The sequence below is a fragment of the Kibdelosporangium banguiense genome, assembly GCF_017876405.1.
In the GTDB taxonomy this organism is placed as follows: domain Bacteria; phylum Actinomycetota; class Actinomycetes; order Mycobacteriales; family Pseudonocardiaceae; genus Kibdelosporangium; species Kibdelosporangium banguiense.
Genome location: NZ_JAGINW010000001.1, coordinates 1,580,995 through 1,605,340, shown reverse-complemented (window position 1 = coordinate 1,605,340; position 24,346 = coordinate 1,580,995). Strand labels below are relative to the sequence as shown.

The 24,346-nt window shown below is 66.0% G+C and carries 25 protein-coding genes; 14 read left to right on the top strand and 11 right to left on the bottom strand.

What is annotated here, in order from left to right; genetic code table 11:
* Positions 1-1,218: an ABC transporter permease gene (locus tag JOF56_RS07595; RefSeq protein WP_209648078.1), complete on the top strand. Its 1,218-nt coding sequence runs from the start codon at positions 1-3 to the stop codon at positions 1,216-1,218.
* A gap of 45 nt (positions 1,219-1,263) precedes the next feature.
* On the opposite strand, the gene JOF56_RS07590 is transcribed toward JOF56_RS07595, so the two are convergent.
* Positions 1,264-4,263, bottom strand: a complete 3,000-nt coding sequence (locus JOF56_RS07590) for a PQQ-dependent sugar dehydrogenase (RefSeq protein ID WP_209635837.1) — start codon at positions 4,261-4,263, stop codon at positions 1,264-1,266.
* A gap of 427 nt (positions 4,264-4,690) precedes the next feature.
* Here JOF56_RS07590 and JOF56_RS07585 point away from each other — a divergent pair, with 427 nt between their 5' ends.
* The gene (locus JOF56_RS07585) at positions 4,691-5,230 is read left to right on the top strand and encodes a hypothetical protein (protein WP_209635835.1); all 540 of its coding nucleotides are present in this window, start codon (positions 4,691-4,693) and stop codon (positions 5,228-5,230) included.
* Positions 5,231-5,274: 44 nt separating this feature from the next.
* Positions 5,275-5,652 carry a hypothetical protein gene (locus tag JOF56_RS07580; protein ID WP_209635833.1) on the top strand — a complete coding sequence of 126 codons (378 nt, stop codon included), beginning with the start codon at positions 5,275-5,277 and terminating at the stop codon, positions 5,650-5,652.
* On the opposite strand, the gene JOF56_RS07575 is transcribed toward JOF56_RS07580, so the two are convergent.
* The 4 genes from JOF56_RS07575 to JOF56_RS07560 all read right to left on the bottom strand — a co-directional run bounded on the left by JOF56_RS07575 (position 5,636) and on the right by JOF56_RS07560 (position 9,008).
* Positions 5,636-6,037 (bottom strand): type II toxin-antitoxin system VapC family toxin, encoded by a 402-nt coding sequence (locus JOF56_RS07575; RefSeq protein WP_209635831.1) that lies wholly within the window; start codon positions 6,035-6,037, stop codon positions 5,636-5,638. The two genes, JOF56_RS07580 and JOF56_RS07575, sit on opposite strands and share 17 nt — an antisense overlap.
* Complete coding sequence (locus JOF56_RS07570; protein WP_209635829.1) at positions 6,034-6,339, bottom strand: type II toxin-antitoxin system Phd/YefM family antitoxin; 306 nt, start codon at positions 6,337-6,339, stop codon at positions 6,034-6,036. The genes JOF56_RS07575 and JOF56_RS07570 overlap by 4 nt, the downstream gene beginning before the upstream one ends.
* A 96-nt stretch (positions 6,340-6,435) precedes the next feature.
* Positions 6,436-7,572, bottom strand: a complete 1,137-nt coding sequence (serC, locus tag JOF56_RS07565) for a phosphoserine transaminase (protein WP_209635827.1) — start codon at positions 7,570-7,572, stop codon at positions 6,436-6,438.
* Positions 7,573-7,649: 77 nt separating this feature from the next.
* Positions 7,650-9,008: a serine hydrolase domain-containing protein gene (locus tag JOF56_RS07560; protein ID WP_209635825.1), complete on the bottom strand. Its 1,359-nt coding sequence runs from the start codon at positions 9,006-9,008 to the stop codon at positions 7,650-7,652.
* A gap of 78 nt (positions 9,009-9,086) precedes the next feature.
* On the opposite strand from JOF56_RS07560, the gene JOF56_RS07555 reads away from it, so the two are divergent.
* Complete coding sequence (locus JOF56_RS07555) at positions 9,087-9,680, top strand: DUF7711 family protein (protein ID WP_209635823.1); 594 nt, start codon at positions 9,087-9,089, stop codon at positions 9,678-9,680.
* 20 nt (positions 9,681-9,700) lie between these two features.
* Here the strand turns inward: JOF56_RS07555 and JOF56_RS07550 are convergent, their stop codons facing one another.
* The 6 genes from JOF56_RS07550 to JOF56_RS07525 form a co-directional block, all read right to left on the bottom strand.
* Entirely contained in the window at positions 9,701-10,240 is a 540-nt protein-coding gene (locus JOF56_RS07550) for a hypothetical protein (RefSeq protein ID WP_209635822.1), read from the bottom strand.
* Positions 10,241-10,371: 131 nt separating this feature from the next.
* Complete coding sequence (locus tag JOF56_RS07545; RefSeq protein ID WP_209635820.1) at positions 10,372-10,989, bottom strand: response regulator; 618 nt, start codon at positions 10,987-10,989, stop codon at positions 10,372-10,374.
* The gene (locus tag JOF56_RS60010) at positions 10,986-12,170 is read right to left on the bottom strand and encodes a sensor histidine kinase (RefSeq protein WP_307854967.1); all 1,185 of its coding nucleotides are present in this window, start codon (positions 12,168-12,170) and stop codon (positions 10,986-10,988) included. The genes JOF56_RS07545 and JOF56_RS60010 overlap by 4 nt, the downstream gene beginning before the upstream one ends.
* Positions 12,149-12,964 carry an ABC transporter permease gene (locus tag JOF56_RS07535; protein WP_209635818.1) on the bottom strand — a complete coding sequence of 272 codons (816 nt, stop codon included), beginning with the start codon at positions 12,962-12,964 and terminating at the stop codon, positions 12,149-12,151. The genes JOF56_RS60010 and JOF56_RS07535 overlap by 22 nt, the downstream gene beginning before the upstream one ends.
* Positions 12,961-13,788 (bottom strand): ABC transporter ATP-binding protein, encoded by an 828-nt coding sequence (locus tag JOF56_RS07530; RefSeq protein WP_209648076.1) that lies wholly within the window; start codon positions 13,786-13,788, stop codon positions 12,961-12,963. Before JOF56_RS07530 ends, JOF56_RS07535 begins: the two co-directional genes overlap by 4 nt.
* Positions 13,789-13,967: 179 nt before the next feature.
* On the bottom strand, positions 13,968-15,107 hold the full coding sequence (locus tag JOF56_RS07525; RefSeq protein ID WP_209635816.1) for a citrate synthase 2: 1,140 nt from the start codon (positions 15,105-15,107) through the stop codon (positions 13,968-13,970).
* A gap of 176 nt (positions 15,108-15,283) precedes the next feature.
* Between JOF56_RS07525 and JOF56_RS07520 the strand changes: the two genes are divergently transcribed.
* The 10 genes from JOF56_RS07520 (at position 15,284) to JOF56_RS07475 (ending at position 24,302) form a co-directional block, all read left to right on the top strand.
* Entirely contained in the window at positions 15,284-16,231 is a 948-nt protein-coding gene (locus JOF56_RS07520) for an ornithine cyclodeaminase family protein (protein WP_209635814.1), read from the top strand.
* A gap of 56 nt (positions 16,232-16,287) precedes the next feature.
* On the top strand, positions 16,288-16,590 hold the full coding sequence (locus tag JOF56_RS07515) for an urease subunit gamma (RefSeq protein WP_209635812.1): 303 nt from the start codon (positions 16,288-16,290) through the stop codon (positions 16,588-16,590).
* A 9-nt stretch (positions 16,591-16,599) separates the two neighbouring features.
* The gene (locus tag JOF56_RS07510) at positions 16,600-16,941 is read left to right on the top strand and encodes an urease subunit beta (protein WP_209635811.1); all 342 of its coding nucleotides are present in this window, start codon (positions 16,600-16,602) and stop codon (positions 16,939-16,941) included.
* Positions 16,938-18,656, top strand: coding sequence for an urease subunit alpha (locus JOF56_RS07505; RefSeq protein ID WP_209635808.1), 1,719 nt, complete (start codon positions 16,938-16,940; stop codon positions 18,654-18,656). Before JOF56_RS07510 ends, JOF56_RS07505 begins: the two co-directional genes overlap by 4 nt.
* Complete coding sequence (locus JOF56_RS07500) at positions 18,656-19,324, top strand: urease accessory protein UreF (protein WP_209635806.1); 669 nt, start codon at positions 18,656-18,658, stop codon at positions 19,322-19,324. Before JOF56_RS07505 ends, JOF56_RS07500 begins: the two co-directional genes overlap by 1 nt.
* The gene (ureG, locus tag JOF56_RS07495) at positions 19,281-20,009 is read left to right on the top strand and encodes an urease accessory protein UreG (RefSeq protein WP_209635804.1); all 729 of its coding nucleotides are present in this window, start codon (positions 19,281-19,283) and stop codon (positions 20,007-20,009) included. The genes JOF56_RS07500 and ureG overlap by 44 nt, the downstream gene beginning before the upstream one ends.
* On the top strand, positions 20,006-20,713 hold the full coding sequence (locus JOF56_RS07490) for an urease accessory protein UreD (RefSeq protein WP_209635801.1): 708 nt from the start codon (positions 20,006-20,008) through the stop codon (positions 20,711-20,713). Before ureG ends, JOF56_RS07490 begins: the two co-directional genes overlap by 4 nt.
* A 115-nt stretch (positions 20,714-20,828) precedes the next feature.
* Complete coding sequence (gene pdxH / locus JOF56_RS07485) at positions 20,829-21,500, top strand: pyridoxamine 5'-phosphate oxidase (protein ID WP_209635799.1); 672 nt, start codon at positions 20,829-20,831, stop codon at positions 21,498-21,500.
* A gap of 110 nt (positions 21,501-21,610) precedes the next feature.
* The gene (locus JOF56_RS07480; RefSeq protein WP_209648075.1) at positions 21,611-22,846 is read left to right on the top strand and encodes an MFS transporter; all 1,236 of its coding nucleotides are present in this window, start codon (positions 21,611-21,613) and stop codon (positions 22,844-22,846) included.
* Positions 22,847-22,901: 55 nt separating this feature from the next.
* Positions 22,902-24,302, top strand: coding sequence for an APC family permease (locus JOF56_RS07475; RefSeq protein ID WP_209635797.1), 1,401 nt, complete (start codon positions 22,902-22,904; stop codon positions 24,300-24,302).
* Positions 24,303-24,346: the final 44 nt, after the last annotated feature.

Below are 24,346 nucleotides of genomic sequence, written 5' to 3'. Positions count from 1 at the left end.
ATGGACCGCCCCGCCGACGCGGAACCGTTGCCGTCGCCGCACAGGCTCGGCTCCGGCGACATGTTCCGCCTGGGCTCCCACGGAATGCGCACCCGCCCGTTGCGGGCAGTACTGTCGGCACTGGGAATCGCCATCGGCATAGCGGCGATGATCGCCGTGGTCAGCATTCCGGCGTCCAGCAGCAAGGCATTGTCGGACAAACTGGCGGCCCTCGGCCCCAACATGCTGGTCATCAAGCCAGGCAAGTCCTTCATGGGCCAGGACGCACCCCTGCCGAAAACCGCAGTGCCGATGATCCAGCGAATAGGCCCCGTAACCGCAGCCGGAGCAACCGGCAACATAGCGACAACCGTGCGCCGCAACGACCAGATCGACCCCGGCGAAACATCCGGCCTGGCAGTCTACGCAGCCGAACAGAACCTGCTGGACGTGCTGAACGGAAAAGTCCACAGTGGAAAGTGGCTGGACCCGGTCTCGGCGAAATATCCGACCGCGGTCCTGGGTTCAGTGGCGGCAACCCGTCTGGGCATGGACAACATCGACCCGGCCAGGCCCCCACAGGTCTGGCTCGGCGGCCAGTGGTTCACCGTGGTGGGAATCCTCGCCGAACTCCCACTGGCCCCGGAAATAGAACGGTCAGTCCTCGTCGGCTGGGACGTGGCCCAGCAACGCCTCGCCTTCACCGGAAACCCAGGCACGGTTTATGTGCGCGCCCAGGACAACCAGGTCCAGAACGTCCGCCGAGTCCTCGCGGCGACCGCAAGTCCCGAACACCCCAACGAAGTCGAAGTGGCGCTGCCCTCCGAAGCCCTCGAGGCCCAGAACCTGGCCCAGGAGTCCTACAGCGCGCTATTCCTGGCCCTAGGTGGCGTCGCACTGCTGGTGGGTGGCGTCGGCGTAGCCAACACAATGGTCATCTCAGTCCTGGAACGCCGCAGGGAAATAGGCCTCCGAAGGGCCCTGGGCGCAACCCGCAGACAGATACGCGGCCAATTCCTCGCAGAATCAGTACTACTGTCAGGCCTAGGCGGCCTCGTCGGCGTAGTCCTAGGCGTCGGAGTAACAGCGGCCTACGCGCTAAGCCAATCCTGGCCCGCAGTACTCCCACCCATCGCCCTCTTCGGCGGCGTAGCCATAGCGGCCCTCGTCGGCGCAATCGCCGGCGCCTACCCAGCTATGCGCGCCGCCCTCCTGACCCCCACCTCAGCCCTCGCCTGAAACCCTTGTGGGTGACCGGCACCAGCCGGCCACCCACAAGGTCACTCAGTACCGCCGGTCAAGAACCTGACCAGTCGCAAGGTTGTAGGTGATATAGCCGAACTGGAAGTCCGACCGTTTGTAGCCAGGAATGTCGTACTCATCGCTGATCGGGTATCCCAGATAGGACGTCTCCCAGCCGAGGCTCTCCCAGCGGCGTTTGATCTCGCCATGAACCTCATGTGCGCCAGTGGCGTTGGTCCAGTAGATGGAACCACCCTGGAAGTGATTGAACCGGCCGATCCGGTCCGGCGGCGTCCCCTCATTGATCGTGGGATATCCGAGCACGGAAAGTTCGGCGTTGAGCGCCAGATACTTCTTGCCGATCTCACCGTGGACCTCACGCGCGCCGGTGCCGCTGCTCCAGTAAATGGAACCGTTCTGGAAGTGGCTGTACCGGCCGGCCCTGCCCGGATCGGAGTTCTCCCTGCCGACCAGCTCATCCGTCCGCGGATAACCCAGCACAGAAGTCTCCCAGCCCACGGCGGCCCAAAGCCGTTTGATCTCACCCATGACGGCGAACGCGCCGGTCGACGGATGCCAGTAGATGGAGCCGTTCTCCTTCGAGAAATGCGTATACCGGCCGACCCCGTCCGGAGTCCCAGTGATGTCGATCGTCGGGTACCCGATAACGGAGTTGTCCGCCCCCAGCGAGATCCACTTCTCCTGCGAGGGCCCATAGATCACATAGGCCGTATTCGTCGCACCGACCCAGTAGATCGAACCCGACCCCACGAAGTGGTTCAGCCGGTCACCCCCATTGGCCCGCGAGATCAGCTCGTCCGTGCTAGGCGCCCCCAGGAAAGCGTGCCCACCAAGACCGTTGTACTTGACCAGGATCGTGCCACCGATGACCTTGACCCCGTGCTGCGCCGTCCAATAGAGACGCCCACCGGCGTACTGCTGCCAATGGGAATTACTCTCGAAGAGCTCGAACCCGACCGGGCTCCCCATCCAGGCACGAACCGCCGCGTCATCCGCATACCGCTTCTGTATCGCCGAGACGTAGTCCGCCTTCAGCGTGAAGTCGGCGACACCCATCGTGATCTGCCGCGTTGGAGACGGGTTGGCGTTGTCGGACCACCTGGTGAACTGAGCCGCGCCTTCCAGGGCGGTCTGGGGCGCCGTGAACTGGATGGACGAACCAGCTGTCACCAGCCGGTTGGCGCTTTCACCTGTAGCGACCTGGAACTGGCTGCTGTGCGACGAGAGCACTTGGAGGCGCACGAGCCGGGGGTTTGCGATGTAGCGACGACTGACGACGGCCGCCCGGCTGTTCTCGGCAGTTGCAGTGATGACCACGTGGCCGTCGGTCTCGTTGGGAAAAGCGATGGTGAAGTCGGGACCCGAACCGGTCTGCAAAGGGGAGATCTCGCAACTGCGGTCCCGGACGCAGCGCACATGTTCGGCCTTCCAGTGCACCGGGATCGAACCGTCCACAACGTCATATGTGGACGCCCCGACCGCGATGGCCTGGTTGACGGAGAAGACTGTTGCCAGGCCCGGGGTGTTCAGGGCGAGTTCCGGACTCGCCTCGCCGGGAAGAACGACCTGGTTCGAGGTGGCAGTGGCACCGTGCACGTCGGTCACTGTGAGCGTTACTGTGAACCTGTCTCCGGCCGCGTAGGTGTGCTCGATGGTCTTCCCGGCGCCGGTGCCCTCATCGCCGAAATTCCACTGGTAGGTAACCGCTTCCCGTTCGGGATCCGTCGACGCTCCGGCGTCGAAGGAGACCTTGCGCGTGGCTGCGTCGACTGTGGCGTTGAATCCGGCCACGGGTGCCTTGTTGGCAGGCTTGTAGCTCACCCGTCGCAACGTCGACGTGGCCGCGTCGAGGATCACGACGTCGCCGTTGGGAGCCGTGATCACCGAAGCCGGGTCCCCGATGTCCGTCGCGAATGATGTCGCTACCTGGGTGACCTTGCCTGAAGTGTCATACCGGAGCGTGGACAGCCTGTGCGCGCCCTTGTTGGCGATGAAGTGTGAACCTCGGTATGCCTCCGGGTACGAGGTGCCCATGTACGGAACACCGCCGAGGATTGTGTCTGTAGTGCCGTGATTGGTCTCGTGCAGCGGTTCGGTGTTCGCCAGGTTCTGGCATGCCGGGAGGTCCTGGTAACCGGGCGTCTTGGTGGTGCCTTCCCAGCACGGCCACTTGAGGTTCTGGCCTGGGAAGGCGAGGTTGACTTCGTCGCGTGCCGCCCAGCCGGTGTCGGTGACGATGACCCCGCCGCGCGGGTCAAGCGTGACCTGCGGGTCACGCAGGCCACTGAGGTAGTTCCGGCTACGCCACGACGTCTGGTCGTTCGCGCTGTAGAACGGATTGTCCTCGACACCGCGACCGTTCGCCCGAATGCGCAGGATTTTGCCGGTCGGCTGAGCGGGATCCAAGGCACGCAATGCGAACTGGTCCACATTGTCCTTTGTCGCTGTGGCGGGCGCCTGGACGTTGGAGTTGTCTCCGATCGCGACCCAGATGACGGTCTTGGCGGGATCGTTGCCGGTGACCGGTTCAACGGCGATGTCCTGGATTCCCTTGTTGTCGGCGTTCGCCGGGAAATCCAGCACGATAGACTCGTCAACCAGTCCAGTTGGTTCGTTGGTGCCGAGGGTCCGCCATTTGCTCAGCCGAAAGGACTTGGCCGAGCCGTCCGAGACTGCTTGGGTCGTGTAAACAGTGCGCGTCGTGTTGTAGTCCGGCGAGACGGCAATGCCCGTCAGGCCGAGTGAACCGCCCGTATACACGGGGATGTTGTGAATTTGAACAGGCTGACCACCTTGTGGCACCCATTGCACCGAGCCGAGCCGCCCGGTGGTCAGAACGCTGCCGTCCGGCAGGTAGGCGACGTCGGTCAAGGTGCCTGGTTGCTGTCCCGACGGTGTGTCGACCAGGGCAAAACCGCTCGGTAGCGCAGGTGCCGCCTGCGCCGCCGGTGCCGTGGCGACCACAGCACCGAGTACCGCCGCGGCTGCCGTGATGGCAGCCCCAGCTCTTCGAGTCCGCATTGGACCTTCTTTCCGGGTTGGCGAGAGCGCTGCCGGGCGGATTCGCGCGCATATCGGCGTAGCCGCGGCGGCAAAAAAATTACCGCAGCTACGCCGAACGCATTAACCGACTATTGATCCACCCCATGGCCCCCCGTTGGCTATAGGCAGTTCCGCACGTTAGCCGCTGGTGAGACGCCCGTCATTCGTCTGTTCGTGTGACGGTGTTGTCGCTGTGTCATCGTTGCAGGTAAAGGCGGCTTTAATCGTCGTGGAAATGATTTCCTGCACATAGCCTCGCGACGAACGGGCGAACATCCGACGTCATTCGGTCCAAATTCGCGGTACAGCCTTGCCGAGTTCGTTCGAAGCAAGCAGGATCACTGTGGCTGAGTCGGCCTGTGGGGGGCATGGCTCAAGGGGCGGAATCACAAAGGGTGGGGTTGTCGTGATCCGGATTCGTCGTGGTCCTGTCGTGCGTACGCGTATGCGAGTGGCGATCGCGTTACTGGCGATCGTGGTGCTGGTGGCCACAGTCGGGCCCAGCGCATCGCAACTGTTCCCGCCGGTGGCGGATCCGATTTCGGAGGCGATTGCCAAGTCTCCCAAGCAGATCACAGGTTCCGCAGCGGACGTGCCGGACCAGCCGACCCAGGACACCCCGCAGAACCCGGCGATCAACCGTGCGCTGCCCAAGTCAGAGCAGTCGTACGCGGGCATGGAGCTGGACGCGGTCAGCGACGGCGCGTCCCGCTTCGGCCGCGGCCCAGACGGCTCGCTCATCTCCTTGGCCCAAGGCAATGGTGCACGGCTGGCTTTGTCGGACCGGCATGGTGATGTGGTCGGTGGCTTCCCTTCGGCGTGCTGCTGCTCGTGGTGCTGCGGAGAGGGTGGCGAAGAGGAATCCGATCGCGGCGTTGAAGCCGGTGTTCAAGGGCATGGATTTGGTATCGTCGTCTCTGTTGATGCGGCAGTACGACACTTTTGACGAGCCGATTTTGGTCCGTATGTGCATAATCCGAACTACCGCCGATGACTGGCGGTGAGATCAGTGAGGAGCAGGGGCTCTCTGTGTCGCTGCTGCGCGGTCAGGAGAGAGTGATTAGTGCGCTCACCTGGCAGAGGTCCCGTGACCGTACGTATTCGATCAACGTTGATGGACCAGACGGCCCGGTGATCGCCAGCGGAAACGATCTGTTTGAGGCACTTCAACGGATCCCAGAAAGCCTCGGAACCGTCGAGGAACAGAAGGCGTACTACCGGGACTGGCGCCAGAGCCTGAAGGGTGACACCTGGCAATGTAGGTGTCGATCGAAGTGTTGTCGCTGCTTTGACGGCTCGTTTTGTCGCTCGCTCAAGGTTCTTGACATCACACGAGATGATGCGGTGGAGATTAGTCCTGTGGGCTGATTACGGCGAATCCGGCGTCGGTGGCGGCTTTTGCGAGCCGGTCGTCGTAGGTGACGAGGCCGTCCAGTTCTTGGCCGAGGACTCGTGCGGTGGCGAGGTGGATCGCGTCGAGTGAGCGGAGCCCTCGGTCGGGTTCGTTCATTGCGGCGTCGACGATGTCGTCGTCCATGTTGATGTAGTCGAAGGCGAGCAGCAGATCGCGGGCGTCGGGGATGGCGTGTGGCATGACGTGGGTGACCGCTCGCATCACCTCGATTCGGAGCAGTGTCGAGCTGACCCATGAACTGCTGGCATTGTTGTCGTAGTAGGCCGCGAATGCCTGTGAGTGAGTTTCTTCGGCCAGCAGTTTCAGCGCGGCCGACGTATCGATGTAGAGCAGGCTCACCAGGATTCCTCGTCGCGCAGTTCGGCGAGTGCATCGCCAAGTCGGTTCGTACCGTCGCTTGGGCGCATTTTCGGGCGGTATCCAGGCCGTGTCGCCAGGCGGGCTCGGCCGGCGTCGACGAGTTGTCTCATGATCGGGGTCGGCGTGCGGTCTTCAACCGGCACGATCCGTGCGATCAGCCGACCGTACTCGGTTACGTCGATGGTTTCGCCGTGACGGACTCGTGCGAGCACTTCGCTTGTGTTGTGGCGGAGCTGTCGAAGTCCCACCGTGTGGTCATCGTCGTGCGCTGCTGCTGTCACCATGGCAGGGTATCACAAAATTGTGGCCACATTTGGACGTGGACTGAGATGCTGAAGGGCCCGCGCCGGACATGGCGCGGGCCCTTCAAGGAAAGCTCAGCCGAGGTGGTCGACGACCCATTCGATGGCCTGGGTGAGGATGGTGATGTCGTCGGGGTTGATGGCGGGGAACATGGCGACGCGCAGTTGGTTGCGGCCCAGTTTGCGGTAGGGCTCGACGTCGACTATTCCGTTGGCGCGCAGGGCTTTGGCGATGGCGGCTGCGTCCACGTCCTCGGCGAAGTCGATTGTGCCGACGACCTGGGAGCGGTCGGCGGGGTCGGCGACGTACGGGGTTGTGTACGCGGTTTTCTCGGCCCATGTGTAGAGGCGCGTTGAGGAGTCCGCGGTCCTGGCGACCGACCAGGTGAGGCCGCCGTTGCCGTTGATCCATTCGATCTGGTCGGCCAGCAGGAACAGGGTGGCCACCGACGGCGTGTTGTACGTCTGGTCCTTCAGCGAGTTGTCCAGGGCTGTGGGCAGGGACAGGAACTCGGGGACCCAGCGGTCGCTCGCGCCGATTGTGGCCACGCGCTCGAGGGCGGCGGGGGACATCAGGGCGATCCAGAGGCCGCCGTCCGAGGCGAAGCTCTTCTGCGGCGCGAAGTAGTAGACGTCGAAGTTCGAAGCGTCGACGGGGAGTCCGGCCGCGCCGCTGGTTGCGTCGACGGCGATGAGCGCTGAGCTGGAGCCGGCGGGACGCACGACCGGCATCGCGACGCCGGTCGAGGTCTCGTTCTGGGCCCAGGCCACCAGGTCTGCGCCTTCCGAGTAAGTAATCTCAGGGGCCGTTCCGGGGTCGGACTTGATGATGATCGAGTCTGAGAGGAAGGGCGCGTCGTTTGTCACCTTTGCGAACTTCGAGGAGAATTCGCCGTTGGTGAAGTGCTGGGCTTTCGAGGATACGAGGCCGAAGGCGGCTGCGTCCCAGAATGCCGTGGTGCCACCGTTGCCCAGCACTACTTCGTAGCCGTCCGGCAGCGAGAACAGCTCGCGCAGGCCCGAGCGGACCCGGCCGACCAGGGACTTCACCGGCTTCTGGCGGTGCGACGTACCCATGAACGCCGCGCCTTCGGAGGCCAGGCGCGCCAGCTGCTCGGGCCGCACCTTCGAGGGGCCGCAGCCGAAACGGCCGTCGGAGGGCTTGAGCTCGGCGGGCAACTGCAGCGTGGTCGGGTCAACGGTCTGCGTCATGGCGCCTTCTTCTCCATCGAAATGATCACCCACTGGACCGGCGCCGTTGCCGGGACGTAACCAGTCTGTCACGTGCCCTACCGCGTCGTACTCCAGCCGTGAGGGTCGACACCTCCCGGCACTGGGTCAGCCGGTGCGTACGGACGCCGGGTGAACACGAAAGTGGCCAGGTCGAGGTGGGTGACCTCGCCGTCTGACCCCCGGCATACGCGCAGTGTCTCGCCCGCATAGTAGGCATCGAGGCCGATCCATGTGCCATCCCCAGCTGGACGGAAGCGCGAGCCGCGACCGGCGCCCGAGACCGGCGCGAGCTCGAGCCAGGCGCCATCCAGCAGGCGCAACGTGTGCGGCGTCGGCCCCCAGTGCCAGATTCCGGTCAGCTCGAGCAGGTCTGGGTGCACGGTGGTGGCCGGCGCCCATTCGACGGGCAACGTCGGCTCGTGCTCGTCGGCGATTTTCATCAGATCGAATGACAAGCCGACAATCCCGACACCGGATGTGCTGTTCGCCAGTACCAGGGCGCCCGTGTCGCTGCCGGTGTCGGTGAGCGCGCACGCGAGGAAGCCCGGCATCGAGCCGGTGTGCCCGGCCATCCGGCGCCCGGAGTCACGCATCACCTGCACACCGAGGCCGAACCCGTTGACCCAAGCGTCGCCGTCGTCGACCGCGATAGGCGAACGCATCTCCGCCACGGTATCCGGGTGCAGCACATCGCCGGTGTCACCGGCGATGAGCCGGAGCCAACGAGCCAAGTCGGTGAGCGTCGACCACAACTGCCCGGCAGGAGCCATCGCGCCTGCGTCCGGCGTCGGCTCGGGCAGCAGCACGTCGGCATGCGGGTGTACGGCCCAGCCGAGCGCGTGCGGCGCCTCCGGCTGCGGAGTCGTCCTGGTCATGCCGAGTGGCGCGAGGATCTCCGACTTGAGCACGTCCAGCCAGCTGGCGCCGCGAAGACGCGACACGAGCTCGCCGAGCACGCCGAAACCGACGTTGGAGTAGTGCAGTTTGCTGCCCGCGCGCAGGACCAACGCCTCAGGGCCGAGGCTGTCGCGCAGCGCCGCCCAGTCCGAGCCAACCGACCGTTCCCACCATGAACCGGGCGATTCGGACGTCAGGCCGCCGGTGTGCGAGAGCAACTGGGCGATGGTCCGGTCGCCGACGACGGTGCCTGGCACGTGTTTGTCCAGTGCGTCGTTCAGGTCGAGACGGCCCTCGTCACGCAACCGCATCACCATCACCGCGATGAACGTCTTGGTGATGGACCCGATCCGGTACTGGGTGTCCACCCCTGGCCGTTCCCCGTCGACGCGGCCACGCCCGCCGGACCACACGATGCCGTCGCCCCGGACAACGGCGGCGACCAGGGACGGGGCACGGCAAGCGGCCTGCTCATGCGCGACACGGCGCAGCAGGGCCAGCTCAGTCGTAGGCAGCATGTCGTGATTGTGTCCTGTCCACAGGTGCGCCTGCCATGCCTGGGACATCAACCGTGTCTATGGGGAGAAAATGGGCGAATGAAGTGGACCCGCGCACTGCACCACCTTGAGGCCCTGGCCGGCGAGTGCACCAGGATGCACGAGTTGCCGGGCAACATCAGTCCGCTGCGGGTCACGCAGTTGTGGGCGTTCGGCAAGGTGGTCGAGGAACGCGCTGACCTGGACTGGGTCCGGGTCGCTCTGAGCGTGGACCTGCCCGCGGGGGACGTGCCGTGGCTGTCCATGCCGCGTGCCGCCACCCATTGGTCTCGCGCCGCTCGCCTGAAAGAGCCGCTGCACGCGCTCTGGCGGTCGGACCGTGCTCCTGTGTGGAATCACTTCATCGTCCGGCCGGTGTTGCTGTGGTCCGCGGCTGACGGCATCGCGGAAGAGGCATTCACCGCGCTGCGTGAGGACAAAGTGGACTCAGTACGGATTCCCGCGCCCACAACAGAGGAGCTCGGCGAACGGATCGGCGACGAATTGGCGATCAGCCTGCGGGCCGTTCGCGGCCGCGTCCAGAACTACGAGAAAAAGCGTTGGAGTCCAGGCAAACTGGAGCCGGTGGCGGACGACCTGTGGTCGGTCACCCACGGCTACCTGGATCTGCTCGATGCGGACCCGCGCCGGTGACCGGCGCGGGTCCGTGACGCCTACTGCTTCAGGTTGCAGATCGTCGGTGCCATGACCTCGGCCGCGCTGCCCCAGCCGGCACAGCGGTAGGTCGAGTGGCCGAACCAGTCGTGGCCGAACTCGTGGGCGGCAAGCAAAGCGTCATCGTTCACGCCACCCATGAACAGTGCGATCCGCTGACCGCGGCCCCAGTTGCAGCCGACGATCCGGCCGCCACCGCCGCAGTCGGTGATGTAGCTGTTGCGGCACTCCACCGGTGTGCCGCCGCCCTCGGTCAGACCGCTCCACGCGGCTGCGCCTCGTCTGATCGCCGAGGCGTAGGGCGCGCACGAGCTGGTGATTGTGTAAGTGCGGCGGTTCGGGGTCGGCCAAGCCAGGATCGACGGGCCTTCTTGTTGCGCCGCAACGGGAAGCTCCGAAGCGTCGATGTCAATCGCGGTCGAGGCGTGCGCCTGGATCGCGTGGGTGTCGAGTTCAACACCTGCCTGGGACGCGGGCCCGAAGAAAGCCAGGGCGAGTGTCGCGGCAGCGACGACGCCGTACCTCAGTTTTTTGAGCATGATGGTGTCCTTCACCTGCAGGGTTGTGTGGCAAGGTCGAAACCTCACCAACCGGACACCCGCAACGTAAACCCCTCACTCGGGCACGTTCAACAGACGTTCGTCGGTAATACATAAGCAAGATCGCATATCTAAAGCATGCCCAGTTCCATCGCGGTGGTGACGGCCGCGGTGCGGTCGGAGACGCCGAGTTTGTTGAACACGCGCAACAAGTGCGTTTTCACGGTGGCTTCGCTGATGTGCAGCGCCGCGCCGACGTCGGCATTGGTCATTCCCTTGCCCACCAACCGGAGAACCTCCACCTCGCGGGCGGACAAGCTCGGCTGGGCGGGCTGACGCATGCGCCGGACCAACCGGCCCGCAACGGAAGGAGCGAGTACGGTCTCGCCGCGCGTCGCGGCCCGGATCGCCCCGGCGAGCTCGGCCCGTGAAGCATCCTTGAGCAGGTATCCCGTGGCACCTGCTTCGACTGCGCGCAGGATGTCGGCGTCGGTTTCGTACGTGGTCAAGACGATCACGCGACTGCCGATGTCCGACGACATGATCTTCTCGGTCGCGCCGGCGCCGTCCAGACCTGGCATCCGCAGATCCATCAGGATGACGTCAGGCCGTTCGGCGAGGGCGAGCTCGACGGCCTGCTCGCCGGAACCCGCCTCGCCGATCACGGTCAGGTCCGGCTCGGCGTCGAGCATCCCCCGCAATCCCTCCCGCACAACGGGATGATCGTCGACGAGCATCACCCTGATCACGCGTGTACCTCCAGCTCCACGACCGTGCCCGCACCTGGCGAGCTCGTCACCGACAGCGTGCCGCCTACCTGCTCGACGCGCGATCGCATTCCCCGTAACCCGAATCCATCGCCCGCCGCCTCTGGGGAGAACCCGCGGCCATTGTCGCTGACGATCAGCACCACCGAATCGTCCTGATAGGACAGAACGATCTCGGCGGACGAAGCACCGGCGTGTTTGCGCACGTTGGACAACGACTCCTGCACGGTTCGCAGAAGAACGACGTCGACTCCCGTGGGCAGCGGCCGCCGTTCGCCCTGCACCTCGACGACGGCCGAAACGCCGGATTCTTCGGTCAACCGGGTCGCCTGCCGTCGAATCGCCTCCAGCACAGAGCTTTCGGTCAACTCGGCGGGTGCCAGAGCGGCGACCAGAGCCCGGGACTCGGACAGGTTCTCCCTGGCGGTCCGCAGTGCCAGCGCCAGGTGCTTACGAACCTGGGCCTCGTCGTGTCCCAGCTCGGACTCGGCGGCCTGGACCAGCGTGACGATGCTGGTGAAGCCCTGCGCCAGGGTGTCGTGGATCTCCCCGGCGAGCCGTTCGCGTTCCCCGGTGACGCCTGCTTCGTGCGACAGCCGGGACACCTCCGCCTGGCTGGCCTCCAGCTGCTCGATCAGTTGCTTGCGGTCGGTGCTCTGGTCGATCACGCGATTGATCCAGGCCCCGATCAGTGCCGAGAACGCCGTGCCGATCACGCCCATCGGGATCAGTGCCCTGAAGACCACCTCGTTGGGCCCTTGCTGCAACATGTGCCCGGCCGCCGGGATGAACATCGCCATCCCGCCGAGGAAGATCGCAGGCACCGCGCGCAGGCTCATGAAGATCATCGACATCGCGCCGAACAGTGCGTACGAGCTCAGCGGAACCAGCAGCACCGCGACGCCGAGGCAGACCATCACACCGGCGATGAACATGTACATCCGCCAGCCGTGGTTCTCGGCCGCGACCAAGCGCCTGCCCAACAACGCGTACCACGGGATGACGGCGGTCAGCGCCGCGACGGCACCGAACTGGCGTGCCGGCGGCGCTGTCGCCGTGAGCAGGATCAGGGCGACCACGGCCACGTAGACCACGGCGTAGAAGAGGTCCCAGACCCAGAACCACCGTTGGGACGCCTCGGTTATCCGCGCCGGTTGCTCCACCGGAACGTCACCAGGCACAGCACGAGCCCAGCGACGCACCAGGCGCCCAGCACGAGCGCTGTCTTGCCGAGTTCCCATGTCCCCGCCATTTCGAACTTGGCCATGCTGTCGGGCAGGAACACCGAGCGGAATCCCTGTCCGACCCACTTGACCGGGAAGAACGACGCCACCGTGACCATACCGACCGGCAGCGTCGAGATCGGGTTGATGTACACGCCCGAGACGAACTGCAGGCCGACGTACGGCACGTTGGACACTGCCGCCGCACTTTGCGCGGAACGTGCCAAAGCCGCCGTGGCGATGCCCAGCAACGAACAGCTGATCACCGCGAGCACGAAAACCCACACGAATGTCAGCCACTTCAACGCGCTCGTGGGCAACTGTACGTCGAACAGTGCCATGCCGACCGCGAGTACCAGCGCCGCCTCGGCAAGGCTGGCCACCAGCACCAGGATGATCTTGCCGATGAAGTAGGACACCGCCGTCAACGGCGTGCCCCGCAGCCTGGCGAGCGTGCCGTCCTCGCGGTCGAGTGCCACGCTGATCGACAGGTTCACGAACGAGGTGGCGACAATGCCCGCGCCCACCATGCTCGCGGTGAACACCTGGCTGGCCGTGACCCCGGTGTCCGGGTACACCTTGCTGAAGATCGATCCGAGCAGCGCCAGGATGATCACCGGGAAACTGAAGGTGAACACGACTTGCTCGCGCTGCCGGAAGAATCGCTTGATCTCAAGCCCGCCTCGCGCGAGGCCGAGCGTCACCGGCGATGGAAGTTGTGCTGCGATGGTCATGACTTCTCTCCGACCAGGTCCAGGTAGATGTCCTCCAGAGTCGGCCTGCTGACCGTCAGCCCGGCCAGTTCTCTACCCCCAGCAGAGAGCTCGTTGACGAGCTTGGTCGGCGTGGCCGTTCGCACGATCTGTTCGCCGCGGTTGTCCACCCAACGCACTGTCGCCTGGGCTGTGGAGCGGCCGCCGAGCTTGGCGGGCGGGCCTTCGGCGACGATCTCGCCGCGTGCGATCACCGCCACCCGGTCGGCCAGCGCCTCGGCTTCGTCCAGGTAGTGCGTGGTCAGCAGGATCGTGGTGCCGTCCGCGGCGAGTTTCTGGATCAGGCTCCAGAACTGCCTGCGGGCCTCCGGGTCGAAGCCGGTGGTCGGCTCGTCCATGAACACCAGCTCAGGTGTGCCGACGATGCCGAGCGCGACATCCAGCCGACGGCGTTGCCCACCGGACAGGCTTTTCACGCGGGCACGCGCTTTTTCCTTGAGGCCGCACACTTCGATCACATCGTCGACCTCGCGCGGCCGCGGGTAGTACCGAGCGAAATGACGCACTGTCTCCAACACCGACAGCTCGGCGGCGTCGGTCGCGGTCTGCAGCACGATTCCCAGCCGCGCCCGCCAGTCCCGGCCCGCATTGGCAGGATCCTGCCCCAGCACGGACACTGTGCCGCTGTCGCGTTGCCGGTGCCCCTCCAGGATTTCCACGGTGGTGGTCTTGCCCGCCCCATTCGGGCCCAGCAGCGCGAAAACCTCACCCTGCGCGATGTCCAGATCGATCCCGGCGACTGCCTGGACGTTCTGGTAGCCCTTGCGCAGGCCCCTCACTTGTATCGCGGTCATGGCGGAAATGCTGCCGTCAGCAGCGTCCTGCGCGGGACGACCGCGGGACTGAACCCGGCTGTCCACCGTTCGACGGACACGCCGTCAACCAAGTGAAAAAGATGTGCCCCCAATGCCACATTGGGGGCATCAGACGTCACCAATGTGGCATTGGGGGCAAAGAAAAAGCGCTAGCTGATGGTGTCCCAGCCCTCGACGCTCTCGGGGGAGCGGGAGGACGGGCCGATGTAGCGGGCCGACGGCCGGATCAGCCGGCCGGTCTGCTTCTGCTCCAGGATGTGCGCGCACCAGCCCGCGGTCCGTGCACACGTGAACATCGAGGGCATCATGTGCGGCGGGACCTCGGCGAAGTCGAGGATCACCGCGGCCCAGAACTCGACGTTCGTCTCGATCGCACGATCCGGCCGGCGCTCGCGCAACTCGGCCAAAGCGGCCTGCTCCAACGCCTCGGCGGCCTCGTACCGGGCAGCGCCCAGCTCACGGCAGGTACGGCGCAACACGCGGGCGCGCGGGTCTTCGGCGCGGTAGACCCGGTGCCCGAAGCCCATCAGACGTTCGCCGCGGTCCAGGACGCCCTTGACGTAACCACGAGCGTCGCCATCCCGTTCCACGGCTTCGATCATCGGCAGCACACGCGCGGGCGCGCCGCCGTGCAAAGGACCGGACATGGCACCGATGCCGCCGGACAGTGCCGCGGCCACGTCAGCTCCGGTCGAGGCGATGACCCGGGCGGTGAATGTGGACGCGTTCAGCCCGTGCTCGGCCGCTGACACCCAGTAGGCGTCGATTGCCTTGATGTGTGCGGGATCCGGCTCGCCACGCCAACGGGTCATGAACCGCTCGGTGATCGTGGCGCACTCGTTGACGCGGGTCTCCGGCACAGCCGGCCGGCCGATGCCGCGGGCGGACTGCGCCACATAGGACAGTGCCATCACCGAGGCGCGGGCCAGTTGTGCGCGGGCCTCCAGGTCGGTGATGTCCAGCAGGGGCTGGAAACCCCAGATCGGCGCCAGCATGGCCAGCGCGGCCTGGACGTCCACCCGGACGTCGCCGGTGTGCACCGGAATGGGGAACGGCTCGGCCGGTGGCAGGCCCGGCCCGAACCGGCCGTCCACCAGCAACGCCCATACGTTGCCGAATGTGACGCGGCCGACCAGGTCTTCGATGTCCACGCCGCGATAACGCAACGCTCCGCCGTCCCGGTCGGGCTCGGCGATCTCTGTCCGGAACGCGATGACTCCTTCGAGACCCGGTTTGTAACCGTCGTCTTCGAAGTCCAGATGCGATGGATTCACTGTAGGTGTCGACATGCGCGGTGCCCTTTCCGAATGCCCCGACTAGATCGCGCAGATAGGGCCGCGCCGAACCGGGCGACACTGCGCGGGCTCAATGTGAAGACTTCTCCTCCTCGCCCCCTGGCGCAACGAGCCTACGCGTGGCTTCGGTCACGATTCCGTGAACGATTCAGTGTGCTACTCGTGGCGACATGCGAATCCTCTCCTCGGCCGACATCCGGCAGGCGCTGCCCATGGCCGACTGTGTGGATGTGATGGCCCAGGCACTCTCCGCCAGAGCCGCTGGCCAGGTCGAACAGCCGTTACGCAGTGCGTTCCTGCCGTCGGGGACGAGCTCGTTCCCGGTCTGGATGCCTGCCTACCGGGGTGGTGACGACCCCCTCTTCGGAGCGAAACAGCTGTGCATCGTTCCGGACAATCCGGCCCGTGGATTGGACTCCCATCAAGGCGTGGTCGCCCTCTTCAATGGTGTGACCGGAGAGCCGTCGGCGATTCTGAACGCTTCGGCGATCACCGAAATCCGCACCGCTGCGGTATCGGCTCTGGCAACACGCGAACTCGCTGGTGGAAACGCGCCGACGCTGGCGATCCTCGGAGCGGGCGTGCAAGCCGAAGCGCATCTGCGTGCCATTCCGATCGTCCGCCAGATCAAGCAAGCCCGCGTGTTCTCCCCGCGATCCGCGCAGGCGTTCGTCGACCGGATGAACGTCCCGTTCGACCTCGTCGCGACGGCCAGCGCCGAGGAAGCCGTGCGCGGCGCGGACATCATCGTCACCGTCACCACATCGAAAGAGCCTGTGCTGCAACGGGAATGGATCAAGCCGGGCGCCCACGTCAACGCAGCGGGCGCGAGCTCCCCGGAGTTCCAGGAAGTCGACGACGCCACAGTGGCCGCATCCGAGCTCTACGTCGACGCGATGCAGTCTGTGCTCGGCGAGGCCAGGGAATTCCAGACCGGAAACCCGGATGTTCGCGGTGAACTGGGCGACCTGCTGATCGGCAAGGCACCTGGCCGCTCCGGCCCCGAGGCGATCACCCTGTTCCGGTCGCTCGGCCTGGCCACCGAGGACCTGTTCGCCGCCGACTTCGCCGTCCGCCGGGCGATCGAGCTCGGTCTCGGAGTCGATGCACCCATCTAGTTACATCCGTGTTTCCTGATCGAGTAACGCGGGGTCAGAGGTGATAGACCTGGCTCATGCACCTGACCCCGCACGAACGGGACAAGCTGCTGATCCACGTGGCGGCCGATGTCGCGCGCAAGCGGCTGGACCGTGGCGTGAAGCTGAACTACCCGGAAGCAGTCGCGCTGATCACCGATCATGTGCTGGAAGGCGCGCGGGACGGCCGGACGGTCAGTGAGCTCGTCGCAAGCGGCCGGCATGTGCTCACGCGTGCGCAGGTGCTCGACGGCATTCCGGAGATGGTCGACGCCGTGCAGGTCGAAGCCACGTTCCCGGACGGCACCAAGCTCGTCACCGTGCACGACCCGATCAACTAGGGAGCCGGATTGCGTCCAGGCGAGATCATCCCGGCCGACGAGCCGATCGAGCTGAATCCCGGCCGTCCCCGGACACGGGTGCTGGTGCGTAACACCGCTGACCGGCCCGTGCAGGTCGGTTCGCACTATCACTTCGCAGCGGTGAACCCGGGTCTGCAGTTCGACCGCGTGGCCGCGTGGGGGCACCGGCTCGACGTGCCCGCCGGTACGTCCGTGCGGTTCGAGCCGGGTGTGGAGCGGGAAGTGGATCTGGTGCCGATCGCGGGCAGCCGGGTTGTCCCTGGACTTCGCCGCGGCGGGGGTGGGCGGCCCCCGCAGGGGGTCGGAGAAGATACAGGAGTGGGCTGGTGACCTCGATCGATCGTAAGCGGTATGCCGAGCTGTTCGGGCCGACCGTGGGCGACCGGATCCGGCTGGCCGACACGAACCTGCTGATCGAGGTCACCGAGGACCGCAGCATGGGCGCGGGCGCCGGTGACGAGGTGATCTTCGGCGGCGGCAAGGTGATCCGGGAGTCCATGGGCCAGGGCATGGCCACTCGCGCTGAGGGCGCGCCGGACCTGGTGATCACCGGTGTGGTGATCCTGGACCACTGGGGCATCGTCAAGGCCGATGTGGGCGTCCGCGACGGCCGGATCGTCGGCATCGGCAAGGCGGGCAACCCGGACGTGATGGACAGCGTCGACCCGGCGCTGGTCATCGGCCCGTCCACGGATGTGCTGTCGGGCAACGGCAAGATCCTCACCGCCGGTGGCATCGACTGCCACGTGCACCTCATCTGCCCGCAGCTGACCGACGAGGCGCTCTCGTCCGGGCTGACCACCATGATCGGCGGCGGCATCGGACCGGTGGACGGCAGCAAGGCCACCACAGTCACGGCGGGTTCGTGGAACCTCGGGCGGATGCTGCAGGCGATGCAGGAACAACCCGTGAACGTCATGTTGCTGGGCAAAGGGAACACGGTCAGCCACGAAGGCCTGCGCGAGCAACTCCGTGGTGGTGCGGGCGGTTTCAAGCTCCACGAGGACTGGGGCACGACCCCGGCCGCGATCGACGCGTGCCTGACGGTCGCCGACGAGTCCGGTGTCCAGGTGGCGATCCACACGGACACCTTGAACGAGGCCGGGTTCGTCGAGTCCACTTTGGAAGCGATCGGCGGCCGGTCGATCAACGCCTATCACACCGAAGGCGCCGGTGGCGGGCACGCGCCGGACATCATCCGCGTGGTGGCTGAGCCGAATGTGCTGCCGTCGTCGACGAATCCGACGCGCCCGCATACCGTGAACACGCTCGACGAGCACCTCGACATGCTGATGGTGTGCCATCACCTCAACCCGTCGGTGCCCGAGGACCTGGCGTTCGCCGAGTCGCGGATCCGGCCGACCACGATCGCGGCCGAGGACGTGCTGCACGACATGGGCGCGATCTCGATGATCAGCTCGGACTCGCAGGCGATGGGCCGGATCGGCGAGGTGATCATCCGGACCTGGCAGACCGCGCACGTGATGAAGGACCGCCGTGGCTTGCTGCCCGGCGACACCGCCGCGGACAATCTGCGGGCACGTCGATATGTCGCCAAATACACGATCAACCCGGCCATCGCGCACGGCATCGACCAGCACGTCGGCTCGGTCGAAGTGGGCAAGCTGGCCGACTTGGTGCTGTGGGAACCCAAGTTCTTCGGTGTCCGCCCGCAGGTCGTGCTGAAGGCGGGGTTTGTCGCCTGGGCGGCGATGGGTGATGCGAACGCCTCGATCCCAACGCCACAGCCTGTCTACATGCGACCGATGTTCGGCGCGGCGCCGACCGTCGCGCTCGACAGCGGACTGCATTTCGTGGCGCCGGAGGCCGTCGACTCCGGCCTCGCCGACGAGTTCGGCATCGCGCGCCAGCTGGTCCCGGTCGCGAACACACGTAACCGGGGCAAGGCCGACATGCTGCTCAACGACGCCATGCCGGACGTCCGGGTGGACGCGGACAGCTTCGCAGTGCACGTCGACGGTGAGCTGATCGAACCGCAGCCGGTCGACCGGTTGCCGATGGCGCAACGGTATTTCCTGTTCTGATGAACACTGTCGTTGCCCTGGTTCTGTCCGACTCCCGGTTTCCGGGCGGCGGGCACGTGCATTCCGGTGGACTGGAGGAGGCCGCCGCACGCGGGCTGGTCACCGATATGCCGTCGCTTGGCCTGTTCTTGGCCGGGCGGCTGCGGACAGCGGGGGAGCTGGCGGCGGTTTTCGCCGCGGCAGCGGTGAAATGCCACGAATGGTCCGAATTGGACGCTGAGCTGGACGCTCGGACGCCTTCGCTCGCCCAACGAGAGGCGTCCCGTGCGCAGGGCCGTGCCACGGTTCGAGCCGGGCGCGTCGCCTGGCCCTCGCCCCTGCTTGACGAGCTGGTGAAGGCGACTCCACGGCCGCATCACGCCGTGATTCTCGGGGCGTTGACCGGGATCGCTGGTGCGGGGGCGTTCGACGCGGCCTTGACGGCGGCTTACCTCTCGGTGAGCGGACCGGCGAGCGCCGCGATCCGTTTGCTGGGGCTGGATCCCTTTGCTGTCAACGCGGAAGTGACAAGGCTGGCCGGCCCGATGCGGGCCGTGGCCGATCGTGCGGTGGCCACAGCCGGGCTGCCGCCCGCCGACCTGCCCGCGCCCGGCGCGCCAGGGCTGGACTTGTTGGCAGAGGCGCATGTGCGTCATCACAAGGAAGAGGTGCGTCTCTTTGCAAGCTGATCACACGCATACCCATCCCGTGAACTTCGACCCGACGTATTCCGAGCCGGACCACCACGAGCCCACGCCGGAAACCGGTCGTGCATACCGGATCGGCATCGGCGGACCGGTCGGCAGCGGCAAGACCGCGCTGGTCGCGGCGTTGTGCCGGGCGTTTCAGGGCGAGCTGAACCTCGCGGTGGTCACCAACGACATCTACACCACCGAGGACGCCGATTTCCTGCGCCGCGCGGGCGTACTGGACGTCGACCGGATCGAGGCCGTGCAGACCGGGTGCTGCCCGCACACCGCGATTCGTGACGACATCACCGCCAACCTGGATGCCGTTGAAACGTTGGAAGAACGGCATCCCGGCCTGGACCTGGTGATCATCGAGAGCGGTGGTGACAACCTCACGGCCGTGTTCAGCCGTGGCCTGGTCGACAGGCAGGTGTTCGTGGTCGACGTGGCCGGCGGCGACAAGGTGCCGCGCAAGGGCGGGCCGGGCGTGACCACCGCTGACCTGCTGGTGATCAACAAGATCGACCTCGCCCCGCTCGTCGGCGCCGATCTGGACGTAATGGCCTCGGACGCGGCCAGGATGCGCGGTTCGTTGCCGGTCATCGCGCAGTCGTTGACGCAGACCCCGGACGCGCCCGCGGTGGCCGGCTGGATCCGTGCCCAGCTCCCGGTCCGCGCGGGGTGAAAGCGCACGCGCGGGTCGTCGCCGAACTGGTCGACGGCCGGACTGTGTTGCGGGAGCTGCGATCCATGGCCCCGCTGACGCTCGTTCCGCATCGCGGTACGCCAGGTCTGGTGCACCTGGTCAGTTCGGCGACGGCACCGCTTGGCGGGGACGAACTCGAGCTGAGCCTCCTCGCTGGGCCAGGAGCGGTCCTGCGGCTGGCCGGCGTCGCCGCGAGTCTCGTACTGCCAGGACATCGGCCAGGTCCGAGCCGGTTCACCATCCGGGTCGAAGCCGCCGAAATGTCCACTGTGGAGTATTTGACCGAACCGACCATTGTCACGCAGCGTGCCCGCCATGAGGCCGTGTTCACCGCATCGGTCGATGACAAGGCGCGGCTCGCTGTCCGGGAAGTGCTTGTCCTGGGCCGCGACAGGGAACCGCATGGGCACCTGACGACTGAGACAGTCGTCCGGCGCGGCGGTATGCCTCTGCTGAATCAACGGCTTGACGTCGGGACGCTCAGCGATAGCCCTGCCGTGCTCGCAGGCAGGCGCGTACTCGCAACGGATCTCCGTGTGGGCTATGAAGATCCGCCCGAACCGGTGGCCGAAGACTGGTGTTCACTCGTGCCGCTCGCCGCCGGTGGATCACTGGCCACCGCGCTGGCCCACGACGCGGTCACGGCCCAACGCATGCTGGAGCGTCTTAATCGATCTGGTTGATCGATCCTTCTGACTCCGCGTGGGTGTAATCACCATGCATGCTGTTTCTCTGCGCGACGAGAACCCGTAACGTCCCTGGGAACCCAAGGAGATCCCAAGGCGGAGGGTGATAGGCATGACGGACGCCGACATCACGTCCAACATCACGCTCGACCTACCGACGATGCGCGCCTCGTACGAAGGCGGCACTCTCGACGAGTCCGAGCTCGCGTCGACCTGGCACGAGCAGTTGCAGTACTGGCTGGACCAGGCTGCCCGGATGGGTGTGGTCGAACCGAACGCCATGGTGCTGGCGACCTCCGACTCGCAAGGCAGGCCATCGTCACGCACAGTGCTCGCCAAGGGCCTGGACGCGCGTGGAGTCGTGTTCTTCACCAACTACACCTCCACCAAGAGCCACGAACTCTCGGCGACCCGGTACGCCTCGGCGACCTTCCCTTGGTACTCACTGCAGCGCCAGGCCCACGTGCGCGGCACCGTGGAGAAGGTCGCCTTCGCCGAGACCAAGGCCTACTGGGCGAGCCGGCCGCGCGAGTCGCAGCTCGGCGCCTGGGCGTCGCCGCAGTCAGTCGTGGTGTCCGGCCGCAACACCCTCGACTCGTCGCTGGCCAACATCCAGCGCCAGTTCGCCGATGCCGAAGAGGTACCCGTACCGCCGCACTGGGGTGGCTGGCGGATCCGGCCCGAGGTGGTGGAGTTCTGGCAGGGCAGGCGCAACCGGATGCACGACCGGCTGCGTTACCGGCTGTCGATGGACAGCTGGAAGCTCGAGCGCCTCGGCCCCTGATCTCTTCTTGCCGGCACCCCCGTGAGTGCGCATGCTCACGGGGGTAAATCAGGTGGTCAGAGTGATTGCTTAACCTAAGCTAACGACTTGTGGCCCTACGCGATCTGGTGATGGACGTCCGGCCGTTGCGGGTTCGCCCGTTTCGCCGCCTTTGGCTGTCTACCGCGGTCACGTCGATCGGCGCGCAGCTCACCGCGGTCGCCGTGCCCAAGCAGGTGTTCGACCTGACCGGCTCATCCGGTTTCGTCGGCCTGACCGGCGCGGTCGCACTCGTCCCGCTGCTGGTGTTCGGGCTGTGGGGCGGCGCGATCGCGGACATGATGGACCGCCGCCGGCTCCTGCTGATCACCAACACCGGAGTCGCGGTCAGCTCGATCCTGCTGTGGGCTCAGGCAGCGCTGGCGCTCGACTCGGTCTGGGTCGTGCTCGTTCTGCTTGGCGTGCAACAGTCATTCTTCGCGGTGAACATGCCGACGCGTAGTGCGGCGATCGCGCGGCTGGTGCCCGCCGAGCTGATGCCGTCCGCGATGGCCTTGGGCGCCACGGTTTTCACGTTCGGGGCAGTGCTCGGCCCGCTGTTCGCCGGAGCCCTGCTGCCGGTCCTTGGACTGTCCACTTTGTACTTAGTCGACTCGGTCGCGCTGGTGCTCACACTGTGGGCCGTCTGGCGGTTGCCGCCGATCCCGCCGTTGAGCGGTGAGATCAGACGTGCCGGTCTGCGGGACGTGGCCGACGGATTCCGTTATCTGGCCGGGCGGAAGGTGCTACTGGCGTCGTTCCTGGTGGACATCATCGCCATGGTCGCGGGCATGCCCCGCGCGCTGTTCCCGGAGATGGCCGAGCGCACGTTCGGCGACCCGCCTGGCGGCGGCGTCGCGCTGGGCTGGCTGTACGCGGCGATTCCGTTGGGCGCCTTCCTATGCGGGTTGTCGTCGGGGTGGCTTTCGAAGATCAACCGGCACGGCGTCGGTGTGGTCATCGCCGTGCTGGTGTGGGGTGCGGCGGTCGCCGGATTCGGGCTGACGAGCACGTTGTGGCTGGCTGTGGTGTTCCTGGCGATCGCGGGCGGAGCCGACATGGTGAGCGCTGTGTACCGGTCGTCGATCCTGCAGGCCGCTGCGGATGACGACATGCGCGGCCGGATGCAGGGCGTGTTCACTGTGGTCGTGGCGGGCGGCCCGCGCATCGCTGACATCACGCATGGCTGGACGGCTGCGGGAGCGGGCACCGCCGTGGCCGCGGCAGGCGGCGGATTCATGGTCATCGTGTTGACCGTCCTGGCGTTGATCTGGCTGCCGAGCTTCTGGCGTTACCGGGCGGACTCGCAACAAGATCACAACATTTAGTCCGTTTGAGTGAAGGATTTCCGTTTTGGTCGGTGTGATCCGGCACACTCCAGTGATGACCGAAGGGATCAAAGAGCAGGCCGCCGGACAACCGGAGCTCAAACGCGCCATCGGCCCCAAACTGCTGCTGTTCTTCGTGGTGGGCGACATCCTCGGCACTGGGATCTACGCGCTCACCGGCCAGGTCGCCGGCAGAGTCGGCGGCGCGCTGTGGCTGCCGTTCCTGCTCGCCTTCGTGATCGCCTTCCTGACCGCGTTCAGCTACCTCGAACTGGTCGGCAAGTTCCCGCAGGCCGCAGGCGCGGCCCTCTACACACACCGGGCGTTCAAGATCCAGTTCTTGACGTTCATGGTCGCGTTCGCCGTGATGTGCTCGGGCATCACGTCCGCCTCGTCGGCCGCGATCGCGTTCGGCGGCACATACCTGCCCAAGACGTTCAGCATCACGCCGACCACGGCGCTGACCACGATCCTCGCGATCGTGTTCGTGGTCCTGGTCGCCTTGGTGAACTTCCGTGGTGTCAGCGAGTCGGTCAAGGCCAATGTGGTCCTGACCTGCATCGAGCTCTCCGGCCTGCTGATCATCATCGCGGTCGGCGTGTTCGCCGTGGCCGGTGGCGACGGCGATGCGAGCAGGCTGACCCACATCGAGACCAAGGACCAGACCTGGCTGGTGGCCATCACTTCGGCGACCTCGCTGGCGTTCTTCGCCATGGTGGGCTTCGAGGACTCGGTCAACATGGCCGAGGAGTGCAAGGATCCGGTGCGGATCTTCCCCAAGGCGATGCTGTGGGGCATGGTCGTCGCCGCGACGATCTACATCCTGGTCTCGGTCACGTCCTCGTTGCTGGTGCCGGCCGACGAACTGCAGAAGGCCGGCAGCAACGCCCTGCTGAAGGTGCTGGACATCGGCGCGCCGGGCTTCCCGCACGTGGTCTTCTCCGCGATCGGCATGTTCGCCGTGATCAACTCCGCGCTGATCAACATGATGATGGCCAGCCGCCTGCTCTACGGCATGGCCAACGAACGGATCATCCCCAAACAACTCGGCATCGTGCACCCGTTCCGCCGCACACCATGGGTCTCGATCCTGTTCACCACCGCCATCGCGGTCGTCCTGGTATCCACAGTGGACATAACCATCCTCGGTGGCACCACGGCGTTGCTCCTGCTGGTGGTGTTCGCCATCGTCAACGTCGCACTTCTGGTGCTGCGCAAGTACAAGGTCTCCCACCCGCACTTCCGCACCCCGACAGTGATCCCGGTGATCGCGGCCGCCCTCTGTCTGTACCTGGCCAGCCCCCTGTCCGGCCGCCCAGCCAGGGACTACTACGTCGCAGGCATCCTCCTGGGCGCAGGCCTGATCCTGTGGGGGATCAACTGGCTGATCAACCGAGCCCTTGGCCGGCATGTCGAACTGGACCCCGAAGCCCTCACCAAGGGCGGCAGCGACTAGCACCATCGCACTCTCATCCCGGCGGAATGGCTGCCCAGGCCATT